19 protein-coding genes are annotated in these 20,333 nt (G+C 34.8%); all 19 read right to left on the reverse strand.

Annotated elements, in window-relative coordinates; translation table 11 throughout:
- Positions 1-18 precede the first annotated feature (18 nt).
- The gene (locus B3C94_RS03435; protein WP_293899073.1) at positions 19-1,155 is read right to left on the reverse strand and encodes an aminotransferase class I/II-fold pyridoxal phosphate-dependent enzyme; all 1,137 of its coding nucleotides are present in this window, start codon (positions 1,153-1,155) and stop codon (positions 19-21) included.
- A gap of 17 nt (positions 1,156-1,172) precedes the next feature.
- Positions 1,173-1,760: an acetyltransferase gene (locus B3C94_RS03440; protein WP_293899076.1), complete on the reverse strand. Its 588-nt coding sequence runs from the start codon at positions 1,758-1,760 to the stop codon at positions 1,173-1,175.
- Between the two features lie 9 nt (positions 1,761-1,769).
- Entirely contained in the window at positions 1,770-2,375 is a 606-nt protein-coding gene (locus B3C94_RS03445; RefSeq protein ID WP_293899079.1) for a sugar transferase, read from the reverse strand.
- Complete coding sequence (locus tag B3C94_RS03450) at positions 2,368-3,531, reverse strand: glycosyltransferase family 4 protein (protein ID WP_293899082.1); 1,164 nt, start codon at positions 3,529-3,531, stop codon at positions 2,368-2,370. The genes B3C94_RS03445 and B3C94_RS03450 overlap by 8 nt, the downstream gene beginning before the upstream one ends.
- Positions 3,532-3,544: 13 nt before the next feature.
- On the reverse strand, positions 3,545-4,615 hold the full coding sequence (locus tag B3C94_RS03455; RefSeq protein ID WP_293899084.1) for a glycosyltransferase: 1,071 nt from the start codon (positions 4,613-4,615) through the stop codon (positions 3,545-3,547).
- A 135-nt stretch (positions 4,616-4,750) separates the two neighbouring features.
- Complete coding sequence (locus tag B3C94_RS03460) at positions 4,751-5,893, reverse strand: right-handed parallel beta-helix repeat-containing protein (protein ID WP_293899086.1); 1,143 nt, start codon at positions 5,891-5,893, stop codon at positions 4,751-4,753.
- 41 nt (positions 5,894-5,934) lie between these two features.
- Positions 5,935-7,059 carry an EpsG family protein gene (locus tag B3C94_RS03465; RefSeq protein WP_293899088.1) on the reverse strand — a complete coding sequence of 375 codons (1,125 nt, stop codon included), beginning with the start codon at positions 7,057-7,059 and terminating at the stop codon, positions 5,935-5,937.
- Positions 7,059-8,177 (reverse strand): hypothetical protein, encoded by a 1,119-nt coding sequence (locus B3C94_RS03470; protein ID WP_293899091.1) that lies wholly within the window; start codon positions 8,175-8,177, stop codon positions 7,059-7,061. Before B3C94_RS03470 ends, B3C94_RS03465 begins: the two co-directional genes overlap by 1 nt.
- A gap of 38 nt (positions 8,178-8,215) precedes the next feature.
- Positions 8,216-9,343: a non-hydrolyzing UDP-N-acetylglucosamine 2-epimerase gene (wecB, locus tag B3C94_RS03475; RefSeq protein ID WP_293899094.1), complete on the reverse strand. Its 1,128-nt coding sequence runs from the start codon at positions 9,341-9,343 to the stop codon at positions 8,216-8,218.
- Positions 9,344-9,353: 10 nt separating this feature from the next.
- The gene (locus B3C94_RS03480; RefSeq protein ID WP_293899097.1) at positions 9,354-10,358 is read right to left on the reverse strand and encodes a glycosyltransferase family 2 protein; all 1,005 of its coding nucleotides are present in this window, start codon (positions 10,356-10,358) and stop codon (positions 9,354-9,356) included.
- A gap of 2 nt (positions 10,359-10,360) precedes the next feature.
- On the reverse strand, positions 10,361-11,479 hold the full coding sequence (locus B3C94_RS03485; RefSeq protein ID WP_293899100.1) for a polysaccharide pyruvyl transferase family protein: 1,119 nt from the start codon (positions 11,477-11,479) through the stop codon (positions 10,361-10,363).
- 1 nt (position 11,480) lies between these two features.
- The gene (locus B3C94_RS03490; RefSeq protein ID WP_293899103.1) at positions 11,481-13,001 is read right to left on the reverse strand and encodes an oligosaccharide flippase family protein; all 1,521 of its coding nucleotides are present in this window, start codon (positions 12,999-13,001) and stop codon (positions 11,481-11,483) included.
- Between the two features lie 238 nt (positions 13,002-13,239).
- Positions 13,240-14,523: a nucleotide sugar dehydrogenase gene (locus B3C94_RS03495; protein WP_293899106.1), complete on the reverse strand. Its 1,284-nt coding sequence runs from the start codon at positions 14,521-14,523 to the stop codon at positions 13,240-13,242.
- Positions 14,524-14,551: 28 nt separating this feature from the next.
- Positions 14,552-15,520: an SDR family oxidoreductase gene (locus B3C94_RS03500; protein WP_293899109.1), complete on the reverse strand. Its 969-nt coding sequence runs from the start codon at positions 15,518-15,520 to the stop codon at positions 14,552-14,554.
- Positions 15,521-15,824: 304 nt separating this feature from the next.
- Positions 15,825-17,483, reverse strand: coding sequence for an FAD-dependent oxidoreductase (locus B3C94_RS03505; protein WP_293899112.1), 1,659 nt, complete (start codon positions 17,481-17,483; stop codon positions 15,825-15,827).
- A gap of 128 nt (positions 17,484-17,611) precedes the next feature.
- Entirely contained in the window at positions 17,612-18,025 is a 414-nt protein-coding gene (locus B3C94_RS03510; RefSeq protein WP_293899115.1) for a hypothetical protein, read from the reverse strand.
- A gap of 340 nt (positions 18,026-18,365) precedes the next feature.
- Positions 18,366-19,364, reverse strand: coding sequence for a mannose-1-phosphate guanylyltransferase (locus tag B3C94_RS03515; RefSeq protein ID WP_293899118.1), 999 nt, complete (start codon positions 19,362-19,364; stop codon positions 18,366-18,368).
- Positions 19,365-19,370: 6 nt separating this feature from the next.
- On the reverse strand, positions 19,371-19,793 hold the full coding sequence (locus tag B3C94_RS03520; protein ID WP_293899121.1) for an adenylyltransferase/cytidyltransferase family protein: 423 nt from the start codon (positions 19,791-19,793) through the stop codon (positions 19,371-19,373).
- A 57-nt stretch (positions 19,794-19,850) separates the two neighbouring features.
- Positions 19,851-20,315, reverse strand: a complete 465-nt coding sequence (locus tag B3C94_RS03525) for an adenylyltransferase/cytidyltransferase family protein (protein WP_293899124.1) — start codon at positions 20,313-20,315, stop codon at positions 19,851-19,853.
- Positions 20,316-20,333: the final 18 nt, after the last annotated feature.

Consider the following 20,333-nt stretch of genomic DNA (forward strand, 5'->3'; position numbering starts at 1 on the left):
TTAAAAGCTCTTTTCTTTTTATTTATCAAAAACTTGTTCGATCTTGATGCGAATACGTTCTTTCTCCGCCTCTGTTAAGTTTGATCCCGAAGGTAAACAAAGTCCTGTATCAAACAATTTTTCAGCGACATTGCTTCCATAATATGGTGAGTTCTCAAACACAGGCTGCAAATGCATTGGCTTCCATAATGGACGAGATTCAATGTTATCTTCCAACAGCGCAAGGCGTAAATCTTCACGCGAGACACCAGTTACAGCCTCATCAATCGTGATTGCAGCCAACCAATGGTTAGAATAAAAATCTTCGCTAGGTTCTGTTAACACGCGAACTCCATCAATACCAGCAAATAAATCGGAATAGAACTTTGTCATATCGCGACGTGCTTCAATACGATTAGCTAAGACTTCCATCTGACCTCTTCCGATACCGGCGCAAATATTTGACATTCTATAATTATAACCAATATGCGAATGCTGATAATGCGGAGCATTGTCGCGCGCTTGTGTAGAAAGAAATACGGCTTTGTCTTTATCTTCTTTCGTATGGCATACCAGAGCTCCACCACCGGAAGTGGTGATAATTTTATTACCATTAAAGCTTAGCACACCAAAACGACCAAAAGTACCACATGCTTTTCCCTTGTAAGTAGATCCTAATCCCTCAGCGGCATCCTCAATTACTGGAATATCAAATTCCTTGGCCACAGCCAATATTTCATCCATTTTTGCTGGCATGCCATAAAGATGGACTACAATAATTGCCTTTGGTTTCTTGCCATTGGCAAAACGATCACGTATTGCTTCTTTCAGGGCTATGGGACACATATTCCAGGTGTCAGCTTCAGAATCTACAAATACTGGAATCGCTCCTTGATAGGCGATCGGATTAGCCGATGCGGAGAATGTCATTGACTGGCAGATCACTTCATCACCATAATTTACGCCGCATTCGATTAAGGCTAAATGCAAAGCTGCCGTCCCCGCAGAAAGGGCAGCTACCTGAACATCCGAATTTAAAAATTTCTCCAAATCCTCTTCAAAGCCATTGACATTGGGTCCTAATGGTGCTACCCAATTATGATCAAATGCCTCATGGATGTATTTTAATTCATTTCCCCCCATGTGAGGAGAAGATAGCCATATTTTATCTGACATAGTGGTAAAAATTAACGTTACTTCTTTATTATTCTTCCAGGATTACCAACCACGGTACATCCATCAGGTATATCTCTAATAATCACAGCCCCAGCCCCTATCTTCACCCATTTCCCAATCGTTATCCCCTGGATAACACAAGCTCCAATGCCGACGTGGGTTCCTTCTCCTACATGCACATTTCCTGCCAGTGCTACATTTGGAGATAAATGTACAAAATCTTCGATAATACAATCATGATCTATTGAAGCATTTGTATTGATAATACAATGTTGACCAACCTTTACGTCTATATTAACGGTTGCTCCTGCCATTATCACTGTTCCATGTCCTAAAATGCTTCTTTCAGAAATATTTGCGCTAGGATGGATTAGCGTTGGATAATTAAATGAATTGATTCCGTTTACTATCTTTTTTCTTACTTCATTATTTCCAATAGCAATAATTGCTTCAACCGGTCCCCCTGGATTCGTATGAAAAACAGTATATCCCAATAACGACGATTTATTTAAATCGGTATCGATAAAGCCCTCTATTTTTAGGTTATTACACTCAGCAATTTCTGCTATTACTTTTCCATGGCCACTTGCTCCAAACAAATACATACTTAACAATTAGTTGTTTCCATTAAATGGTTCTATTGTAACATGTCCGTCGGCAGAAATTCCCTCTCTTTTAAATACTTTTTTAAATGTTGTAAAAAAGACATTCAAATCGGTAAGAAAGGAGACATGGTCTACATACCAAACGTCCAACTCAAATTTCTTATTCCACGAGATCGCATTTCTCCCATTTACCTGTGCCCATCCCGTTATTCCAGGCCTTACTTCATGACGGCGTCGCTGCTTATCATTATATAGAGATAGGTATTGAATTAAAAGTGGCCGAGGTCCAATGATAGCCATATCACCTTTTAGTACATTGATTAGCTGAGGAATCTCATCAAGCGATGTCTTTCTCACAAAAGACCCAATAGGTGTTAAGCGTTCTGCATCAGACAGAAGATTGCCATTGGTATCTTTTTTATCATTCATTGTCTTGAATTTGATAATTTTAAAGATCCGCTCGTTTAACCCTGGACGGGCTTGAAAGAAAAATGGTTTGCCATCATTGGCAAAATAAAGTCCTATTGTCACAACAATAAAAATAGGACTAAGGACAATCAAACCTATAAGTGCAATAAAAAAATCGAAGAATCTCTTAAAAAAATGCCTATACATTGTCTAGTCCTTTATCTTTTAATAAACTTTTGTATTCCCTCAGAAGGGCATCCCAAACGACTTGCTGTTCATAACGTTCGGTTATCATCCGCCTAGCATTTCCTTTCATCTTTAAATAAAGCCCTTTATCTGTTATCATCATTTCCATTGCGTCCTTAATTGCGCCCACATTCTTAACTGGAATAATTGTTCCATTTTTTTCTTCGATGATGATTTCGTTACAACCATTTATATCAGATACAATCGCAGGAAGCTCCATTGCTCCTGCTTGCATAACTACATTCGGGAAGCCTTCTCGATAACTTGGAAATACCAATGCATTTGAAATAGCAAAATAGGGCCTGACGTCTTTTTGAAAACCTGCAGAGATAATACACTCATTCTCATCAATCCGTCTTAACGTATCATTATGCAAAGGATCGAGATCACTCTCAAGAGGTCCAACCAACAAAAGTTTCGCTGATGGATAATTTAATTGACAAAAAGCCGTCACAAGTTCATTTACTCCTTTATCGCTAACAAGCCTACCGACGAAGACAAAAACAAAATCATCATTTCCAATGCCCAAGTTATTTCTTAATAGGTTTTGCTGTTCTTCTGATATAATTTCTTTTGAAAATTGAGAGGTATTGATACCGTTCGAGGAGCCATTACCTATTACCTTTAATTTATTTAAAGAAGTATATCGATGATAAACGATAAAATCGAATAAACCTTTTGAATTGGGATATACCTTTGTGGCAGCGCTATAGGTAAGACGTTCGACAAAATCTAAGATTTTTCGTTTTCCCCCTGTCGCCTCCATTAGAGGCATACCTGCTACAGTATGTAATCGTATAGGAACTCCAGCTAATTTAGCGGCTAACATCCCAATAATTCCGGCCTTGGGTGTATGACTATGAACTATAGTAGGTTTTTCTTTTTTGAATAAACAATATGAGAGCCATAATGATCTCAAGTCCTTTAAAGGCGTAATTTTTCGAGACATTTCAACGACCTTTACTTCTATTCCTTCCTCTTCACTAATGTCTTTTAATTCCTGTCCCTCTGAAGATATTCCTAGAACTTTGAACCCACTATCAGACATAAAACGTAGTTGACCTTTAAGAAGAACTTTCAGCGAAATGGGAACAGTTGTAATACGTATAAGTTTCATATTTTGATTGATTCTATTTATATAAATCCATGTAGTGATCAACCATCCTTTCTATTGAATAAGCTCGTGATCGGATTAAGCATTTTTCACTAGTTTCATTAAAAAAATGAGTATCTGCTATCAAAGATTGAACCTTGTCGACAAGATCTTTTGAATTTCCTACTTCAAAAAGCAATCCCGCTCCCTCAACAATATCCCTCACGCCAGTAACATTGCTCGCAACAACTGGTTTTCCCATAGCCATCCCTTCAACTGCAACTAATGCAAACCCTTCGTATTTAGACGAAACTATAACAATACTTGAATCAAATAATAATTGGGGAATATCATATCTATTCCCCAAAAATAATACCCTATCATTAAGTTGTAAAGAACTTACAAGCTCCTCACATTCCCCCCTTAAGGGCCCATCGCCAACCAACAATAAGTTATATTTACTTGGTAATAAACCTATCGCCTTTATTACTGTTGCTTGATCTTTAGGATAACGGAAGCTTGCGATTTGAATCAATGTAATCTTATTCTCAATATCTTCAATAGGATCCTTCAACGAGTTTTGTTTTGTACTGTATTGGTGTAAATCAACACCATTGTGAATTACTTTGGTTTTATAAGGCATTTTAATATGCTTATCCAGCTCCTCTTTCGTTCCCTCAGAAATGCAGCCAATAAAATCTACTTTTGAATAGATATATCGATCAATATATTTCAATATAGGGTGTGATCGTCGTTTATTATTTGTACTATGTTCTGTAAAAATAATTCGTACATCAATCCTAGCTATAATCTTTGCAAGAACAATCCAATATAGTACAGGAAACAAATGCCCATGAATGACGGGATACCTCTTCAATAAAGGAATTAATTTAAATATCAAAAGCGGATTATAAATACTTGATTTAGTTAATCCTAAAACTTTGATTGTGTTATTCTGCTCGAATTCTCTACGAAAGGCTGTAGGCTTATCATCCAATAGAATTAAATCAACTTCCAACCCTTTCTGTTTATATATCGGAAGACTATCCAAAATTAGTTTCTCTGCTCCCCCAGTGTTCAAGGAGTTGACAATATGAGCAATTTTCATAAGTTGAAAGATCCGGGGACCAATATAATTAATTTCATTTTAACAATAACTATTTCAATTTTCAGCGTCGCAAGGTAGGTCTTATTAAATTATCATATATCTTAATCAAATTACAAGACCTAGATACCACTTATATTAATTGGTATCGATTTTCATTTTATTGTTCTTCATCCAATTTGTCAAATTCTTCTCGTTATCATAGGATCTTTTTTGATTTTTATAAACTTTAAGGCCATTAATACTTATGGCTGGTGTATAAATATAATTTCCTGAACTCTTCAAAAATGGATCATTATTATCGAAAGATCTAAATCCTTGAATAGAAATTGCACCTGAAAGTTTTTTAATATCCTTTTTGTAATCATTTCTCAAACCAGGAATGGATATTCCATTTTTGGAGAATCGGTCCTCACAATTGATTAAATTGATATCGATGTCCTTTAGTTCATTTCCCAGCATACTTCCCAGATAAATTAAAAATCCAGACTCTGAATTGTTATAACTTAATGTGTTTTCAATATGAATATTGTTCAAATTATTGAAATTTTTATTTGGCTCAAGATCTATACCTGCCATGGGCAACGTTCCGTTTGTATTAGACAATACAACATTCTTAATAACAACATTTTTTCCGGAAATTACCGATATTCCATTCCGCCTATTGTTGTCTAAAATACCTCCTAAAATGCTAACATTAATATTGTTTTTAGACCCATTATCTGAGCCAAGATAAATTCCATCTCCCCAACAATTTGATATGGAAGGATTTATAACCTTAATGTTTCTACCTGCTAGAATATAAATTCCCATTCCCCACTCGCCACTCTTTCCAAGATGACTTGAACGATCTCCCAGAATCGAAGGATTATAAATTGTAATATTCTCTCCATCTTGAATAGTAAGAATACCATATCTTTCCAATTTCGAAGGTCTTAAAATCAATTTAGAATTCGATTGAAAATAAAGCTCACTATTACTTTTCAAGACAATTCCACTATCATTTACAAGCAAGGGAAAATTAGGGAGAAGAACCTTCCGATTTTCATCAATCGCTCGTTGGATCAGCCTGGTATAATCCGTCTTGCCGGTTTTATCATAATTTGAGGGAAGATAATCGGTTAGCTTTCGGAAGCTTGCCAAATCAACATTAACGTTAGTTCTTTTGACCAATCCAGTTGGTACGTTTTTATACCTAAATTGCCCTTTACATCCTGAGAGAGGTAGACATGAGATTACCATTAGTAAAATAATAACCTGTCCAAACTTACAATTTTTCATAACAAAAATATTTTACCCTTGTTTTTTAAATACTCAACAAACTACCTGCCAAAATAGAAAGCATTTCTATCGTATATTCTTAATGTTTTATCTTCTTCTTGTACAAGAATATTTGTATATCTATATAAAATACTATTATAGCCCACATATGTTCTTAAAAAACAAAATGTAAGAAAGCAAAACACAAAAATAGGTTTTAATTTTAATCGCATGAGATATGTTCTCAATTGATCATAGGATAGGATATAGCCCCAAAAAAATAAATTTGCAAAACGGTTTATAAAAGACTGTGAGGTACTAAAATAAAAGTAAATCAATAAGTATACAATACAAGCATTTACAATCAATCGATATTCCTTTGATATCTTAGTATATATATTAAAAATCAAAATATATAAGAATATTTTTTCCACAATTCCAATGGTCAAGCCGTATGCAACCTCTGTTTCACCTGTTGACTGTTCAATAAGATGTTCTAATCTTCCCCCTACTGCACTAGCAAGTATTGATAAGGCGCTTTTGTAAAAATTAATTTGTAAAGCATATATAATTAGCCCTAGGATAAATAATACCAGTAATAATCCTTTTTTAAATTTTATACGATCGAGATAAGGAAGAATAAAAAATACAATCGCTGATAAGTGAAACAACATCCCCGCGCCAACATAAAGATAAAAGCCCTTTTTATTCCCTGAGTTAATAAGAGCTATTCCATTCATTACAAGCAATATAGATAAAAAATTTCTTTGTAAATCGACAATTAAGACCGGAAAAAGAGCAATAAGTGCGATGTAGAAAATTGAGACAGAAAATTTAGGATACTTCGATAAAAACCTATCTAACAAAAAAACCTGTAGAGTAGTAATGAAAGCTACGAAATAAAAGTAGCTTATTTTAAAGAAGGCAAATGTTTTAGCAATTGCAGAATATCCGATTTCGTAATCATTTATGGTCCATTCTTTCCAAGATGTTATTGAATATGAATATTCATAATTTAACCAATCACTTCCAATATATCCTCTAAAGCCGAAGAATATCACAAAAGCTGTACCGCAAAAAAATCTAACTTTGTTTCTAACAGAAACATCATTTTTATACGTATCCTCTATTAAATAAAGAACAAGAAAAAATCCAAATAATATCAGGTAAGGAAAACTATTAAACATCAATCAATTAATTTTGAGTACAATTTACTGAGATCCACTGAATTATACAGATTCAGAGCCCCTGATTTAAACTGTTGATAATTATTATCAATATTCATAATTGCTGCAAGAAGATCTTTAGTCTCTTGTGATGAAGTTAGCCCTGCGTCATATTTATCAAACAAGTTGGATAATGCTGGCACCTCATTGGATAACATTGGAACACCAAATTTTGAATATTCAAAGACCTTATTAGGGGCACAATACAAAGTGTTGAGCGAATTTCGTATATTACCTGATTCACCATAATATGAAAGATAACCAATATAAGCTAACTTGGTTATCTCTAGATGTAACGGTGCTTTGATATAAGGCAGAAAAATAATTCGTTCTTCGTTCGCATACTTCTTTTTGAGAACTTCCTTATAATCATTATCACTTCCCATTAAGCAGATTACGAAATCATCATTCAAATATTTTATCGTCTCACATAGCCCATCCATTTTTCTTTCAGGATAATTGAAGATTCCTTGATACAAGATAACCTTCTTCCCTATCAGTGCTTTTGGTATTTCGATATCGATATCATCTGGATCATTCATATATGGCTTATTAGGAATAATCACTGGCAAATCTTTTAAACTAAAATAAGATTTTGTTATATGGGCGCGATTGTATTCACAACAAACAACTTTGGATGAAGACTGTAAAACTTTTTGATAATTCAACGAAGGAGAAAGCATTCTGTATTTAGACGTTATATTTAAATGTGGCATCTCAAATAGGTAAGAGATACAACTATACTTAAACACCAAATGCCCCATCAACCAAATACAGGTTTCACCAAAAAGCCAAACTTTTGTTATATTATCCTCTCCTATAGGTTGTAAAATCTCGTTAACTTTCTTTTTAAATGACTTGAGCCGAAAAAGCTTTGTTATTGCTGACGATTTTGTATTATTATCTATAATATTATAAAATGCCCCGCCAGCATCTTCTATTTCTTTAATCAATGCTTTATCATAACAACATCCAATGTAAATTATTTTTCGCTTTTTCTCTTTCAAAAAGTTAATAATCGAAAGTATTGGTGGATATTTATGAACATCGTGTTCAAATATTAAAACATCAAATCCCATTTTTAAATTATTTATAGAAAAATACAGTCTAAATCCAATTAATTATTATCGAGACTGGCAATAAAATCGACAATCCTTTGACTGGCATTCCCATCTCCATAAGGGTTATGTAATTCGCTCATTTGCTTATATCTCTCAAAATTACCAATAAGACTACCAACTTCATCAATAATTCTATTTTTATCTGTTCCTACTAATATTACTGTACCAGCCTCTACAGCCTCAGGCCGCTCTGTTGTATCTCGCATTACCAATACCGGCTTACCTAAGCTTGGCGCTTCCTCTTGGACTCCACCAGAATCTGTTACGATCAAGTAAGACTTGTTCATTAACCAAACAAATTCTGGATATGCTAACGGATTAATTAAATGAACATTTTGGGTATTTGACAAAATATCATATACTGGTTTCTTAACATTTGGATTTAAGTGAACCGGATACACTATTTGCACCTCTTCATATCTATCAGCTATCTCTTTCAGAGCCTCACAAATTCTAATAAAACCATCACCATGATTCTCTCTTCGATGCCCAGTTACCAATATCAATTTCTTACTGGGATCAAGAATAGAGCGTAACTGTTTGATTTCAGAATTATCAAGATGTTCCACACGATCAGTGCTATCAAATAATGCATCAATAACAGTGTTTCCCGTTACCAAAATATCACTTTCTGAAATATTTTCATTTAATAGATTCTGCTTAGAAGTAGTTGTCGGAGAAAAATGATAATCTGCAATGCGTCCTGTAACTTGACGATTAATTTCTTCAGGGAAAGGAGACCTTTTGTTATGGGTACGTAATCCCGCTTCCACATGACATACTTTTGCCCCAAAATAAAATGCGGCAATACTTGTCGCCATTGTTGTAGTTGTGTCCCCATGCACGTAAACATAGTCAGGCTTGAAGTCTTCTAAGACATCCTTCAATCCTGTTATAATGGAGGCTGTAAGTGAATAAAGATTTTGATTAGGTTTCATTAGATCCAAATCATAATCGGGTATTATATTAAAAAACGAGAGAACTTGGTCTAGCATTTCTCTATGTTGAGCAGTTACACAAACTTTTGTTTCAAAGTTATCATTATTTCTAAATGCGTGGACAAGAGGAGCCATTTTTATGGCTTCAGGCCTAGTTCCAAATACTATTAAATTCTTTTTCTTCATGCTTATCAAGTTATCGCAATATTTTTTTCAATAAATTTATTTTCAAAGCTGTACTTATCGTAGAGTTTGATATCAATCCAAGGATAATTCTATTGTAAATCCCCGCCTTAAAACTGTTTTTTGCTGTGCCCGCAGATTTAATAATTAATGCAGATATTTTTTTTAGTTTTTCAACAGATTCCTCAGCAGTAATATTCCTCCTGCGATCAAATAATTTATGACACACGTATATTACCCATTTATTTGTTTCTTGGTCTATCGCTTTACGATATAAAGAATTAAAATTAAACAAATCGGCGATTTCTACCCTTAAATCACGCGTGAATTTTATATATTCGATGAATTTGTCAATATCTACCAATCTGGTAGTAAGAGAATTTTCATTACTTCCGACCCTATAATTATAGCCACGCGCTGGAGAAATTTGATATGATCTCGCATGTAGAAGATATTGAAGTGTAAAAATATGATCTTCGCCTAAAGAATATTCTTCATTAAAAGATATATTATTTTTTTGAATAATGTCGTTCCTAAATAATTTGAAACAAGGAGAATTTAGTAAATTAATTTTTTCAGAAGAAATGAAAAACTCACAAAAATCCTTATATACATTAAAATTATAACCTACTTCTCCAATCGTTTCCCCAGATTTCACTCTTTTATAACCCTGTATGTATATATCCAAATCCCCTTCTGGATTAATATTAAAACTAGAAAAGAAATCCCTATCAATCCAATCATCACTATCGATAAAACATAAATATTTTCCAATAGCATGCTTAATACCATAGTTTCTTGCAGAACTTACTCCTCCGTTGATTTTTTGTAAAATCTTTATACGAGAATCCAGAGCACTAAATTGAAAACACATTGCAAGTGATCCATCACGGCTACCGTCATCGACTAAAATCAACTCAAAATCAGTAAAATCCTGATTCAGAACACTATCCAGACAAGTAGACAAATACTTCTCTACATTATAGACTGGAATAATAATTGATATTAAGGGATTCATATTTATTGATTCAAGAGATTGTCAAGAGCTTCGAACTGTGTTTGTGCAACAACGCGTTCCTTAGAAATATCATAAAAATTGTGATTTGCATCTCGAATGGTTTGATCAATATCAATCTCTAAAAATTCCACTAACTGAATTTCCTTTCCTTTATATTGCACATCATTCAGCACATTCATCATCTTTTTACTGTAAACTACTGGATAAATTTGCTGCTGATATAACATACTTAATATCATGGCATGAAAACGACCACAATATACAATGTTCATTTTTCCATAAATAGACAAAAATTCGTCAATATTGCCCTTATAAAATACTTTATTGACCTTTTGATCAGTTTGTAAATAGGAGATAATAGTGTTTATAGCAAATTCGTCACCTTCTTCTTCGCAAAACGAGAATAAATATACATTTTTACCTAATTCCAAATAGCGATTAATCAGCTCTGAATATTTTTTATAATAACCATTTTCATCTATTGAACTTCGTGCTTTTACGATAGAAAAGCCGACACTATTTATATCTTTCTCAATATTCGGAATTGACATACCAAAAACTACATCGGGTGCCCACCTGACAGATTTGATATCATTAAAAATCTCAGCCGAATACTCCTCCCTAAAACAAACATCTGTTGCTTTTTGAAAGATAGATTTATACAATGATATATATTCAGGATTCTTAAAAGGGCCAAAATTACAGCCCACAAAATACTTTGGTATTTTAGGAAGCGCTTGATTTACCAAATCATAAAAAGCAATTTCGTTATCCAAATCTAAATTTTCAGTGCTCTGCATAAAGATTGACCCTCCAATAGAAACAAAAGCGTCATAACCTATATCAAAGTTTTTATATTGTTTTTTATATACAGCCTGCAATTCCTTTTTAAATAGCTTAGGAAATACTTTGAGCCCTAGTTTCCTTAAGATTTTATTAAATAATGAGTCTTGAAATTTAGGTGAAATCAAGTGCAAATTAGGGAAATATGTACAGAAGATGTTATAATTATCTTCGGCCAAAAGATAAAAATCATGTTGTGGGTAACGTTCACAAATAATTTTTAAAAAAAGATCATCCCCAAGATTTATTTTCGGATATAATTTTAATAATATTTTCATGTTAAAATTTAAGTTTATTTCTCACAAGCCCAACAATCCTTATCCGCAACGAACTATTTAATCCAAATAGAAAAACAATAATTGCTTGAATCATTACAAAACCGCCCCCCCAAACAATCATATTTAACAAACTATTGACAATCAAAACCTTATTTAGAAAAAAAGACACAATATATGCACTAATAGAAATATATAAGATTGGCAAACCTACTTGTTTGAAAAAAGAAAACAAAGTAAACAAGTAAAATCTTTTTAGGAAAACGATCCGTATAATTAAAGATAAAACACTAAATCCAATTAGAATAATGAAAGCTATTAAAGGATCATTCCCCAACTTAAATAATACATACGATAATATTGGTATAATTAAATTAAGACTACCAACAACAATTTGGTAAAGACTAATATTACCTGCTGCTTGAATTCCTGTCATAAAAGGGCCAGATACGCTATCAATCAGAAGAGCCACAAGACTCATGCTAACAAAACTAATAGTATATTCTGGCACATTATTCCCTAACCAAAACTTTAATATCCAAGATACATTCATTAAAATTGGAATTGCCAGAAACTGCATGAGATAAAAAGAAAACTTAGCGCCTAGAAAAATCAAATTTAAAGAACGCACTCGATTTCCACCTGCATAACTTTGGACAATTTGCGGGTTAAGGGCAGATTGAAAGCTATTCACAAATTGAGTAACCGCAGCTTGTACCTGCATTGCCACACCATATGCAGCATTAATTACTGTTCCAAAAAATAAATTCAATACAATATTAATACCTTGATTTTTTCCGACAAGAGATAATGCCCCAAACAAATTCCATCCAGAATAATTTAATATCTCTTTAAAATAGCTTTTATCATAATGAAATTTATATTTACTTTCAGCAAAATTGCGCCTGCAATAGGATTGATAAATCACTCTCATTATAAAGGAAACGCTAAATGTTAGAATACCATACAGTATCAATTTATCATTTCCGTAATATATAACAACAATAGCAGTCCCCAATTTCAAAACAGCCTCTAAAAGAGAGACATAAGCATATATATTCATCTTTTCTCTCGCAAGTAAAAGTGAATTATAAGGTACCTGTATAATATTCCAAAATAATGTAAGAAGCGAAAATTGATATACTATATTTACTGCAGACAACCGCTCTTTTGGAAAAACCATTTTAAAATTAATATACCAGAGACCAAGTGTTTCACCTAACAGTATTACAATTAAAGCAATTATGATATGAATAGACAGAGAAACGCTAAAAGTCTTTTTTAAACGATCTAGGTCCCCCGCACCAATATCAAATGACAAGTATCTTTGAGTTGCCGATGCCATGGCTCCATTTATGAAGCCAAACATTGCAACTAAACCACCGACAATATTATAAATTCCATAATCAGAAATACCAAGCGCGGCTAGTACAATCCTTGATGTGTATAGGGTAACTCCCATTATTAGAAGCATCCTTATATATAGAAATGCAGCGTTCTTCGCAATGGTTTTATTTGATGACATATAAGTTATCTATATATCTGACGATTAAACAGAAAAGCAGGATCTATCTCATTTACAGTAAAATCCAGCGATGGCTCCATTTAGTCTTGTCAGGAAAATGCTGAGAGCTACAATTCATCAAGAAATGCAAGATGTATTTCTCTCATTTTCATTAAAATTTAATAGAATAAAAAAAAATTCAATTGATTATATTATAACTGAAACAATCCCATCAATTATAAGACAAGAGAATTCCAATTTATAGTTTTGCGTCAGCTTTTTCTGAAATAATCCCTTTAACATCATACACAACTGATGTCTCCTTTTTAAGAGAGTCTAAGTTTACACTTAAAAATTCTTTATGTGCAACTCCCAAAACAATAGCGTCAAATTTTTGACTTGGTAATTCAACAACACTGTCTATTCCGTACTCATGTTTTACTTCCACTGGATTCGCCCAAGTATCAAAGGTAGTTACTTTGACACCATAATCTTCCAAGGCCGCGATCACATCCACAATCTTTGTATTACGAACATCAGGACAATTCTCCTTAAAAGTCACCCCGAGCATCAATACTTCAGCACCATTTACATTGATTCCTTTTTTTATCATTGTCTTAACTACTTGAGAAGCCACATACTCACCCATAGAATCATTCAAACGACGACCCGCCAAAATGATCTCTGGATGATACCCATGCTCTTGTGCTTTCTGAGCCAAATAATATGGATCTACACCTATACAGTGACCGCCTACCAATCCTGGTTTAAATGGTAAAAAGTTCCATTTTGTGCCCGCCGCTTCTAAAACAGCATGTGTATCGATATTCAAAATATTAAAGATCTTTGCCAATTCATTGACAAAGGCAATATTGATATCACGTTGTGAATTTTCAATCACTTTAGCTGCTTCAGCAACTTTAATACATGGTGCCAAGTGGGTACCCGCCGTAATCACTTCTTTATAAACAGCATCAACTTCAGCTCCGATTTCAGGTGTAGAACCTGAAGTCACTTTTAAGATTTTCTCAACCGTATGTTGTTTATCACCTGGATTGATGCGCTCTGGCGAATAACCGGCAAAGAAATCTTCGTTAAATTTCAATCCTGAAATTTTCTCTAATACAGGAATACACTCTTCTTCAGTAACACCAGGATATACTGTTGATTCGTAAACCACGATATCTCCTTTCTTTAATACTTTGCCGACTGTCTCAGACGCTTTATACAGCGGTGTTAGGTCAGGGCGATTATTTTTATCTACCGGTGTAGGAACAGTCACCACATAAAAATTTGCCTCTTCGATATCTGCCAGTTGGTTTGAGCAGTACAAACCGCTTGTATTTGTAGAAAATGGATTTTCATTCACTAAGGCTGACTGCAAAATATCATCATCGACTTCCAAAGTTAAATCCTTTCCTGAACGCAATTCATCAATGCGTTTTTGGTTTATATCAAAACCTAAAACTGGAAACTTCGTCGCAAATAATCTTGCCAGCGGTAGACCTACATATCCTAATCCAATTACTGCTATTTTTTTCATTTCTTTTGCCTTTTTAATTGATTAATTCCTATTTTAGATTATCCCAGTACCATTTCACAGACTCTTTCAATCCATCACGGATTACGTGTGTCGGCTCATAGCCCAATAACTGGCGCGCTTTTTCAATTGAAGCTAATGAATGTGGAATATCACCCTGCCTATTTGGCCCATGAATAATCTCGACATTTGCAATTTCAGCATCGTATTCTACCAAAAACTCTTTTAGGTAACCAACCAATTGATTCAATGTCGTACGGTCGCCAACAGCCGTGTTGTATACTGTATTAATTGCATCTTGATTATCTGTAGTCATTGCACGCTCGTTCATCTGAATAACGTTGTCGATATAAGTAAAATCACGTGAATAATCTCCGGTTCCATTAATTACGGGACTTTCATGATTCATAAATTTCTTAACAAACAATGGGATAACCGCTGCATAGGCACCATTTGGGTCCTGACGACGGCCAAATACATTAAAATAACGGAGTCCAACAGTTTCTAAACCATAGGTTTTTGAAAAGATATCCGCATACAATTCATTGACATATTTGGTAATCGCATAAGGTGATAAGGGCTTACCAATGACATCTTCTACCTTTGGCAGATTTTCAGAATCGCCATATGTCGATGATGAGGCTGCGTATATAAAGCGCTTAACGCCTGCATCACGCGCAGCAACTAACATATTTAAAAATCCGGTTACATTTACTTCATTGGAAGTTTGTGGATCTTTGATCGAACGTGGCACCGATCCCAACGCTGCCTGATGTAAAACATAATCAACACCTTCAACAGCTTTTTGACAATCCGCAACATTCCTGATATCGCCTTCTATTAAAGTAAAGTAGGGATTATTGCTATACTGTGTCAAATTATAAAGATGGCCAGTCGAAAAGTTATCCAAAACGACAACCTGATTTCCTTTACCTAAAAAATGTTCTACGAGATTAGAGCCTATAAACCCGGCTCCACCAGTAATTAATATTTTACTCATGTATGTTTGATTATTCCTTTATACTAATATTTTACAACGTCTCATCTATAGCGATATTTTTCATAGCCTCCTCGCTTTAAGCAATAAATATGCCTGTTTTAATAATTCAAGAAAATTTAACCTATTTAAAAAATTCAATTCTCCTCATAAGTATTTTACAGACGACTTTATTTTAAGTATATACATAGAAGACAGTCTTTTAACTAATTTCCTCTAATTTCAAAAAAGTAAAACCTAAATTTTCAGAGCGAAACTAAGGATTTTATTTATAAAACAGCTTACGATGAACTTTCTTATCGATTATTTAATATGAAACCACAACACCTCGACTAGCTAACCTCGGTTTAAGATTTCCATAAGTAAGGTCTTGAACAGATGGAATGTTTAGCTCCAAACATTTGACGGCGGCGCATGCTGCAGACTGACCTAAAGTCATAAAAACTGGTTCCATTCGTATTGATCCATAGGCAGAATGAGAAGCAGATAGGCACACAGGTACAAGCAAATTTATACAATCAGATTTCGACGGAATTATCGATCTATAATCAATTCCATAAGGTTTTTTTACAGAGGCATATATTTCACCTTCGTTTTTAACAAAACCATTTTCATCTTTATACCGCTGAACGATATGGGAATCTATTCCGTAATCTGCCAACCCTATTGGGAACGGAGCTTGCTCCCAGCCGAGGCAATTCGCTTCTGTCATTACATAATCACTTATCATTCTTCTAGCTTCCCTAATATACAGTTGTCTTGGCCAATTTCCATTATCAGTAAATTCATCCTTAGCTAAGCCCCAACGTTTATAGAAGTTTCTAATAATAATTGGAACTTTCGGATGATTTCCAAGTGTCCACAGCAACCCCAATTGATACAATTTGTGCTTTTGAGCTATTTTCTCTCTTAATGCATAATCACCATCTGGATAGTCGTAATTTTCGCCAACATAATCTATTGAAATTGGGCCTCCATTATTAGAATCAGTCTTATCATTCGGAACTTTCTGAAAGCCAAAAAAATAAATAAATTTACCAGGGTTATTATTTATCTGGCTAAAAACTAACTCATAGTCGTTCTCATTATAACCAACTGGCTTTTCAACTGCCACTCTATTGTTAGGCTGGTCAGTTAGGCACATTCTGTAGCAGTAAGCTTGAATCTTTTTATCTCCAACACCATCAGAAGGCAAAAAATTATTAAAGTTAATTATTGATTTTATACCATCTTTAAATTGAAAAGAACTTGAGGAGGGCATTCGCTGAACTCCATTTATAGTTTCTCCATATTGACTATTACTTTCGCGACCTACATTATATCTTACTCCAGCTTTTGCCATTAAATCGCCCTCATATGTAGCATCGATAAAAAAGCGCCCTTTTATTTTCTGTCCAGATTCTAAAATTATAGAAGTAATTGCATTATTTTTATTTTTATTCACCCCTTTATTTAAGGCTAATCGAGATGATTCAATAAGAACAATTTTATACTTATCTAAGAATTGATGCATTATTTTCTCCGCAACTTTTGGCTCAAACCAGGTCATCATATCATCTACAACAGCCCTATTAAAATTTTCGTAAGATCCCAACTGACCATACTTCCAGTTACCGGGATTCTTATAATAGGAGTAGATATCGGTATAAAACTCTCTTGTTAATCCACCGAATGCTTTTGGTTTCGACATATCGGTTACCCCTAACCCATTCGTTACTACCCCTCCTAATGCATTTCCAATGGGGTTTACTAGTATCGCTGTCTTACCAGAATTCACAACTTCGACAGCTGCCATTACACCTGACATCGTTCCTCCATAAATAACGACATCAAATACTTGTCCTGGATCAACATCTTCGGGATCTGGAATTGAATCTATGTCAACTACAGGAGGCAAGTCGATTATATCCTTTTTACCACAAGCAAAGGAACAAAATAGAATTGCGATAATTAAAAACCTTTTCATAATACTTTCAAAATAACTTTTCAGATGCCAAAAGTACTGTAAATTACTCAAGTTTCTTTGAAAAATTAATTTCTTAATCCACGTGGAACATAGAAATATTATATATTTAAACAATTGTAAATGAATAGCTACTTAAGCTCTGATAAATTTTTATACCGATCTGTAATGGGCAATGTAGCAGTAAATGGCTCCGATTGACCCTGTTCAAAATTCATTACGCCAGAAATACTTACTCGTCCCCCTTTTAAATCTTCCAATTTTGCTCCGCGCTTGATTACCTTAAAACGGACGGAAACATCCGCATTACGTGTATCTTGCGGCTCAAATGGAATCACCAGAATCTGCTCCAAATTGACATCCAAAGCCGCATGCAGCGGTCTCACTTTTCGGATGACAATATTCTTGAGCTTGCCGTCGTTTCGTTCGGCCTTGAAAACAAATACACCACTTTTTACATTTCTATCTCCACTATACTGCCCAGGACGCTCCTGAAACATATAATCGACGGTCATACCGACCCTCCGGTTAAATCGTTGTTCCATTTCCTTTTTGCGAATCAGAAGGTAAACAATGATCAGTATCAAGATCGATATTGTTATAGCAGGTGTCATAAGAATATGTTAAATAATTTTAAATGGCATTGTAAAAGTCAGTATTCGGCGCTGACCACATTCAAATATAGTTTAACCACTCTTTTTATTCTTAAAATCATCCGGGACAAACCGGGGACATTTCGTAAACAGCTAAAATTCAGACAAATAGCGCACGTTATTTAATTATTAACCATTATTTTCTTTAGAATAGATATTAACAGAAGGATGATTTTAGGTTAAGGAAATATAAACAGGGAGCTATGAGATATATCACGCTCCCTAAAAGTTCTTAATCAATCAATTTGGATTGATGACGCTCGAGTGTGTTATATATTTTTTTTACATCTTGCGATTTCTCTTTCTGCAGTACCAAAATCGCATCTTTAGTGTGTACAAGAATACTGTCGCGAAGGCCGACAAAAGCCGTATAGACATCCGTACCAATGACCATATTGCCATTTTCATCCACTGGATGTCCTGTTTGTTTCAAATAATCATACATTGATTCAAAAGAACCTAAATCAGACCATTGAAAACTGGTCGCTACAACCCTAATTTTTTTGGAACGCTCCATCACGGCGTAATCGATAGAAATAGAAGGAATTTCCTTAGACAATTGCAGATCTAACTCGCCATCCTTACGATGCTGCCATGCATTGAAAGCCGTTGCGTATACTTTGGGCTCAAAAGTCTGTAATTCGGCAAGAAATGTATCGGCACGAAAACAGAACATGCCCGAATTCCAGAGGAAGTTGCCACGTTCAATAAAATCTTCGGCAGTATCCTGATTGGGCTTCTCCCGGAATGACAAAACTTTATCATCCTTGTATTCGATGTAGCCATATCCAGTTTCAGGCCGTGTCGGCTGTATACCAAATGTAACAATATACCCCTTGTTGGCCTTTTCAATACCAGCTTTAATTGCATCTGCATAAGCCTGTTCGCCTACGATGACATGATCAGATGGGGTCACAATCAATATATCGTCAGGCTGCGCGGCAAAGGCAGCGAAAGCGATAGCTGCAGCCGTATTACGGGGAGTCGCTTCGACAATATCAATATAGTCTATTTTATTGTTTTCCATTACTTCACGGCTCAGACTGTGATTATCACAGTTGCCTACAACAATCACCTGCCCACAAAGGGATTGATTACGTTTTACCGTCATCTCAAACAATGAACCGTCCTTAAATAGATCAAGGTATTGTTTCGGGTAACTTTTTCGTGAAAGGGGCCATAGGCGGCTACCCACTCCACCGGTTAAAACAACATGTATAATATTGCTCATAGTTTATTAATGTTTCTCTGCTTCTTTATCCGCTACAACTTTACGCAAGCCAGCACTTGAAAAACGATGCGTACGCTTGTTGTAATAAATTTCAATATTTTCCTCCACACAATATAAACGGCCTGAAAAATCGGTATCGCGATATTCCTCACCGATAATACGCATATTAATCGGCAGCGCTTTGATCATATCGATAAGATCCTGTTCAGTTTCATAAGGAATAATTTCATCGACATAACGGCACCCCTCTAGTTGTATATAGCGCTCGACGATAGTCTGTGTAGGTTTTGCCTTCTCTGGGAAAACTTCTGAAGGATCCGTATTGAGCCCAACAATTAAATAGTCACAATGTCTCTTTGCTTCCTCGAGCATCATAATATGACCGGCATGCAATAAATCAAAGACACCGAAAGTAATTCCAATTTTCATCGTATAATTTATCCTTTAATAGCTGAAAGAGCTCGCCAGCTCATTTCATCGTTACACTTAAATAGATTTTAATTCTATTTCTTCCTCCGAATTGGCATCGGCCACTATTTTACGCAGTCCTGAACTGGAAAAACGGTGATCTCGGCTATTGAAATACAACTCAATACCTTTTTCTTCACAATAGGATCTTCCCGTAAAACTCTTTTCACGATATTCGTCTCCTACAATCCGTACATCTATCTTAAAGGACCGAAGAATATCCTCCAAATCCTGTTCCGTTGCGTAAGGGACAATCTGATCCACATACTTACAGCCCTTGAGCTGAATATAACGCTCGACCACAGTCTGGGCTGGCTTATTTTTCTCCGGCCGATCCAGTGTGGGGTCAGTTTGCAAGCCACATATCAAGAAATCACATTGTCTTTTGGCATCTTCAAGCATTTTAATATGCCCTGCATGCAATAAATCAAAGGCGCTAAAAGTAATACCAATACGTAAACCTTTTGCTGGAATATTAATCATAATCAAACTGCATTTAAA

Origin of the sequence: Sphingobacterium sp. UBA5670 (assembly GCF_002420705.1) — a bacterium.
GTDB lineage: Bacteria > Bacteroidota > Bacteroidia > Sphingobacteriales > Sphingobacteriaceae > Sphingobacterium.

Excerpts from the sequence above, each read along its gene's own strand:
- B3C94_RS03435 (WP_293899073.1), bottom strand. The coding sequence starts at position 1,155 with ATGTCAGATAAAATATGGCTATCTTCTCCTCACATGGGGGGAAATGAA.
- B3C94_RS03440 (WP_293899076.1), bottom strand. The coding sequence starts at position 1,760 with ATGTATTTGTTTGGAGCAAGTGGCCATGGAAAAGTAATAGCAGAAATT.
- B3C94_RS03445 (WP_293899079.1), bottom strand. The coding sequence starts at position 2,375 with ATGTATAGGCATTTTTTTAAGAGATTCTTCGATTTTTTTATTGCACTT.
- B3C94_RS03450 (WP_293899082.1), bottom strand. The coding sequence starts at position 3,531 with ATGAAACTTATACGTATTACAACTGTTCCCATTTCGCTGAAAGTTCTT.
- B3C94_RS03455 (WP_293899084.1), bottom strand. The coding sequence starts at position 4,615 with ATGAAAATTGCTCATATTGTCAACTCCTTGAACACTGGGGGAGCAGAG.
- B3C94_RS03460 (WP_293899086.1), bottom strand. The coding sequence starts at position 5,893 with ATGAAAAATTGTAAGTTTGGACAGGTTATTATTTTACTAATGGTAATC.
- B3C94_RS03465 (WP_293899088.1), bottom strand. The coding sequence starts at position 7,059 with ATGTTTAATAGTTTTCCTTACCTGATATTATTTGGATTTTTTCTTGTT.
- B3C94_RS03470 (WP_293899091.1), bottom strand. The coding sequence starts at position 8,177 with ATGGGATTTGATGTTTTAATATTTGAACACGATGTTCATAAATATCCA.
- wecB (WP_293899094.1), bottom strand. The coding sequence starts at position 9,343 with ATGAAGAAAAAGAATTTAATAGTATTTGGAACTAGGCCTGAAGCCATA.
- B3C94_RS03480 (WP_293899097.1), bottom strand. The coding sequence starts at position 10,358 with ATGAATCCCTTAATATCAATTATTATTCCAGTCTATAATGTAGAGAAG.
- B3C94_RS03485 (WP_293899100.1), bottom strand. The coding sequence starts at position 11,479 with ATGAAAATATTATTAAAATTATATCCGAAAATAAATCTTGGGGATGAT.
- B3C94_RS03490 (WP_293899103.1), bottom strand. The coding sequence starts at position 13,001 with ATGTCATCAAATAAAACCATTGCGAAGAACGCTGCATTTCTATATATA.
- B3C94_RS03495 (WP_293899106.1), bottom strand. The coding sequence starts at position 14,523 with ATGAAAAAAATAGCAGTAATTGGATTAGGATATGTAGGTCTACCGCTG.
- B3C94_RS03500 (WP_293899109.1), bottom strand. The coding sequence starts at position 15,520 with ATGAGTAAAATATTAATTACTGGTGGAGCCGGGTTTATAGGCTCTAAT.
- B3C94_RS03505 (WP_293899112.1), bottom strand. The coding sequence starts at position 17,483 with ATGAAAAGGTTTTTAATTATCGCAATTCTATTTTGTTCCTTTGCTTGT.
- B3C94_RS03510 (WP_293899115.1), bottom strand. The coding sequence starts at position 18,025 with ATGGAACAACGATTTAACCGGAGGGTCGGTATGACCGTCGATTATATG.
- B3C94_RS03515 (WP_293899118.1), bottom strand. The coding sequence starts at position 19,364 with ATGAGCAATATTATACATGTTGTTTTAACCGGTGGAGTGGGTAGCCGC.
- B3C94_RS03520 (WP_293899121.1), bottom strand. The coding sequence starts at position 19,793 with ATGAAAATTGGAATTACTTTCGGTGTCTTTGATTTATTGCATGCCGGT.
- B3C94_RS03525 (WP_293899124.1), bottom strand. The coding sequence starts at position 20,315 with ATGATTAATATTCCAGCAAAAGGTTTACGTATTGGTATTACTTTTAGC.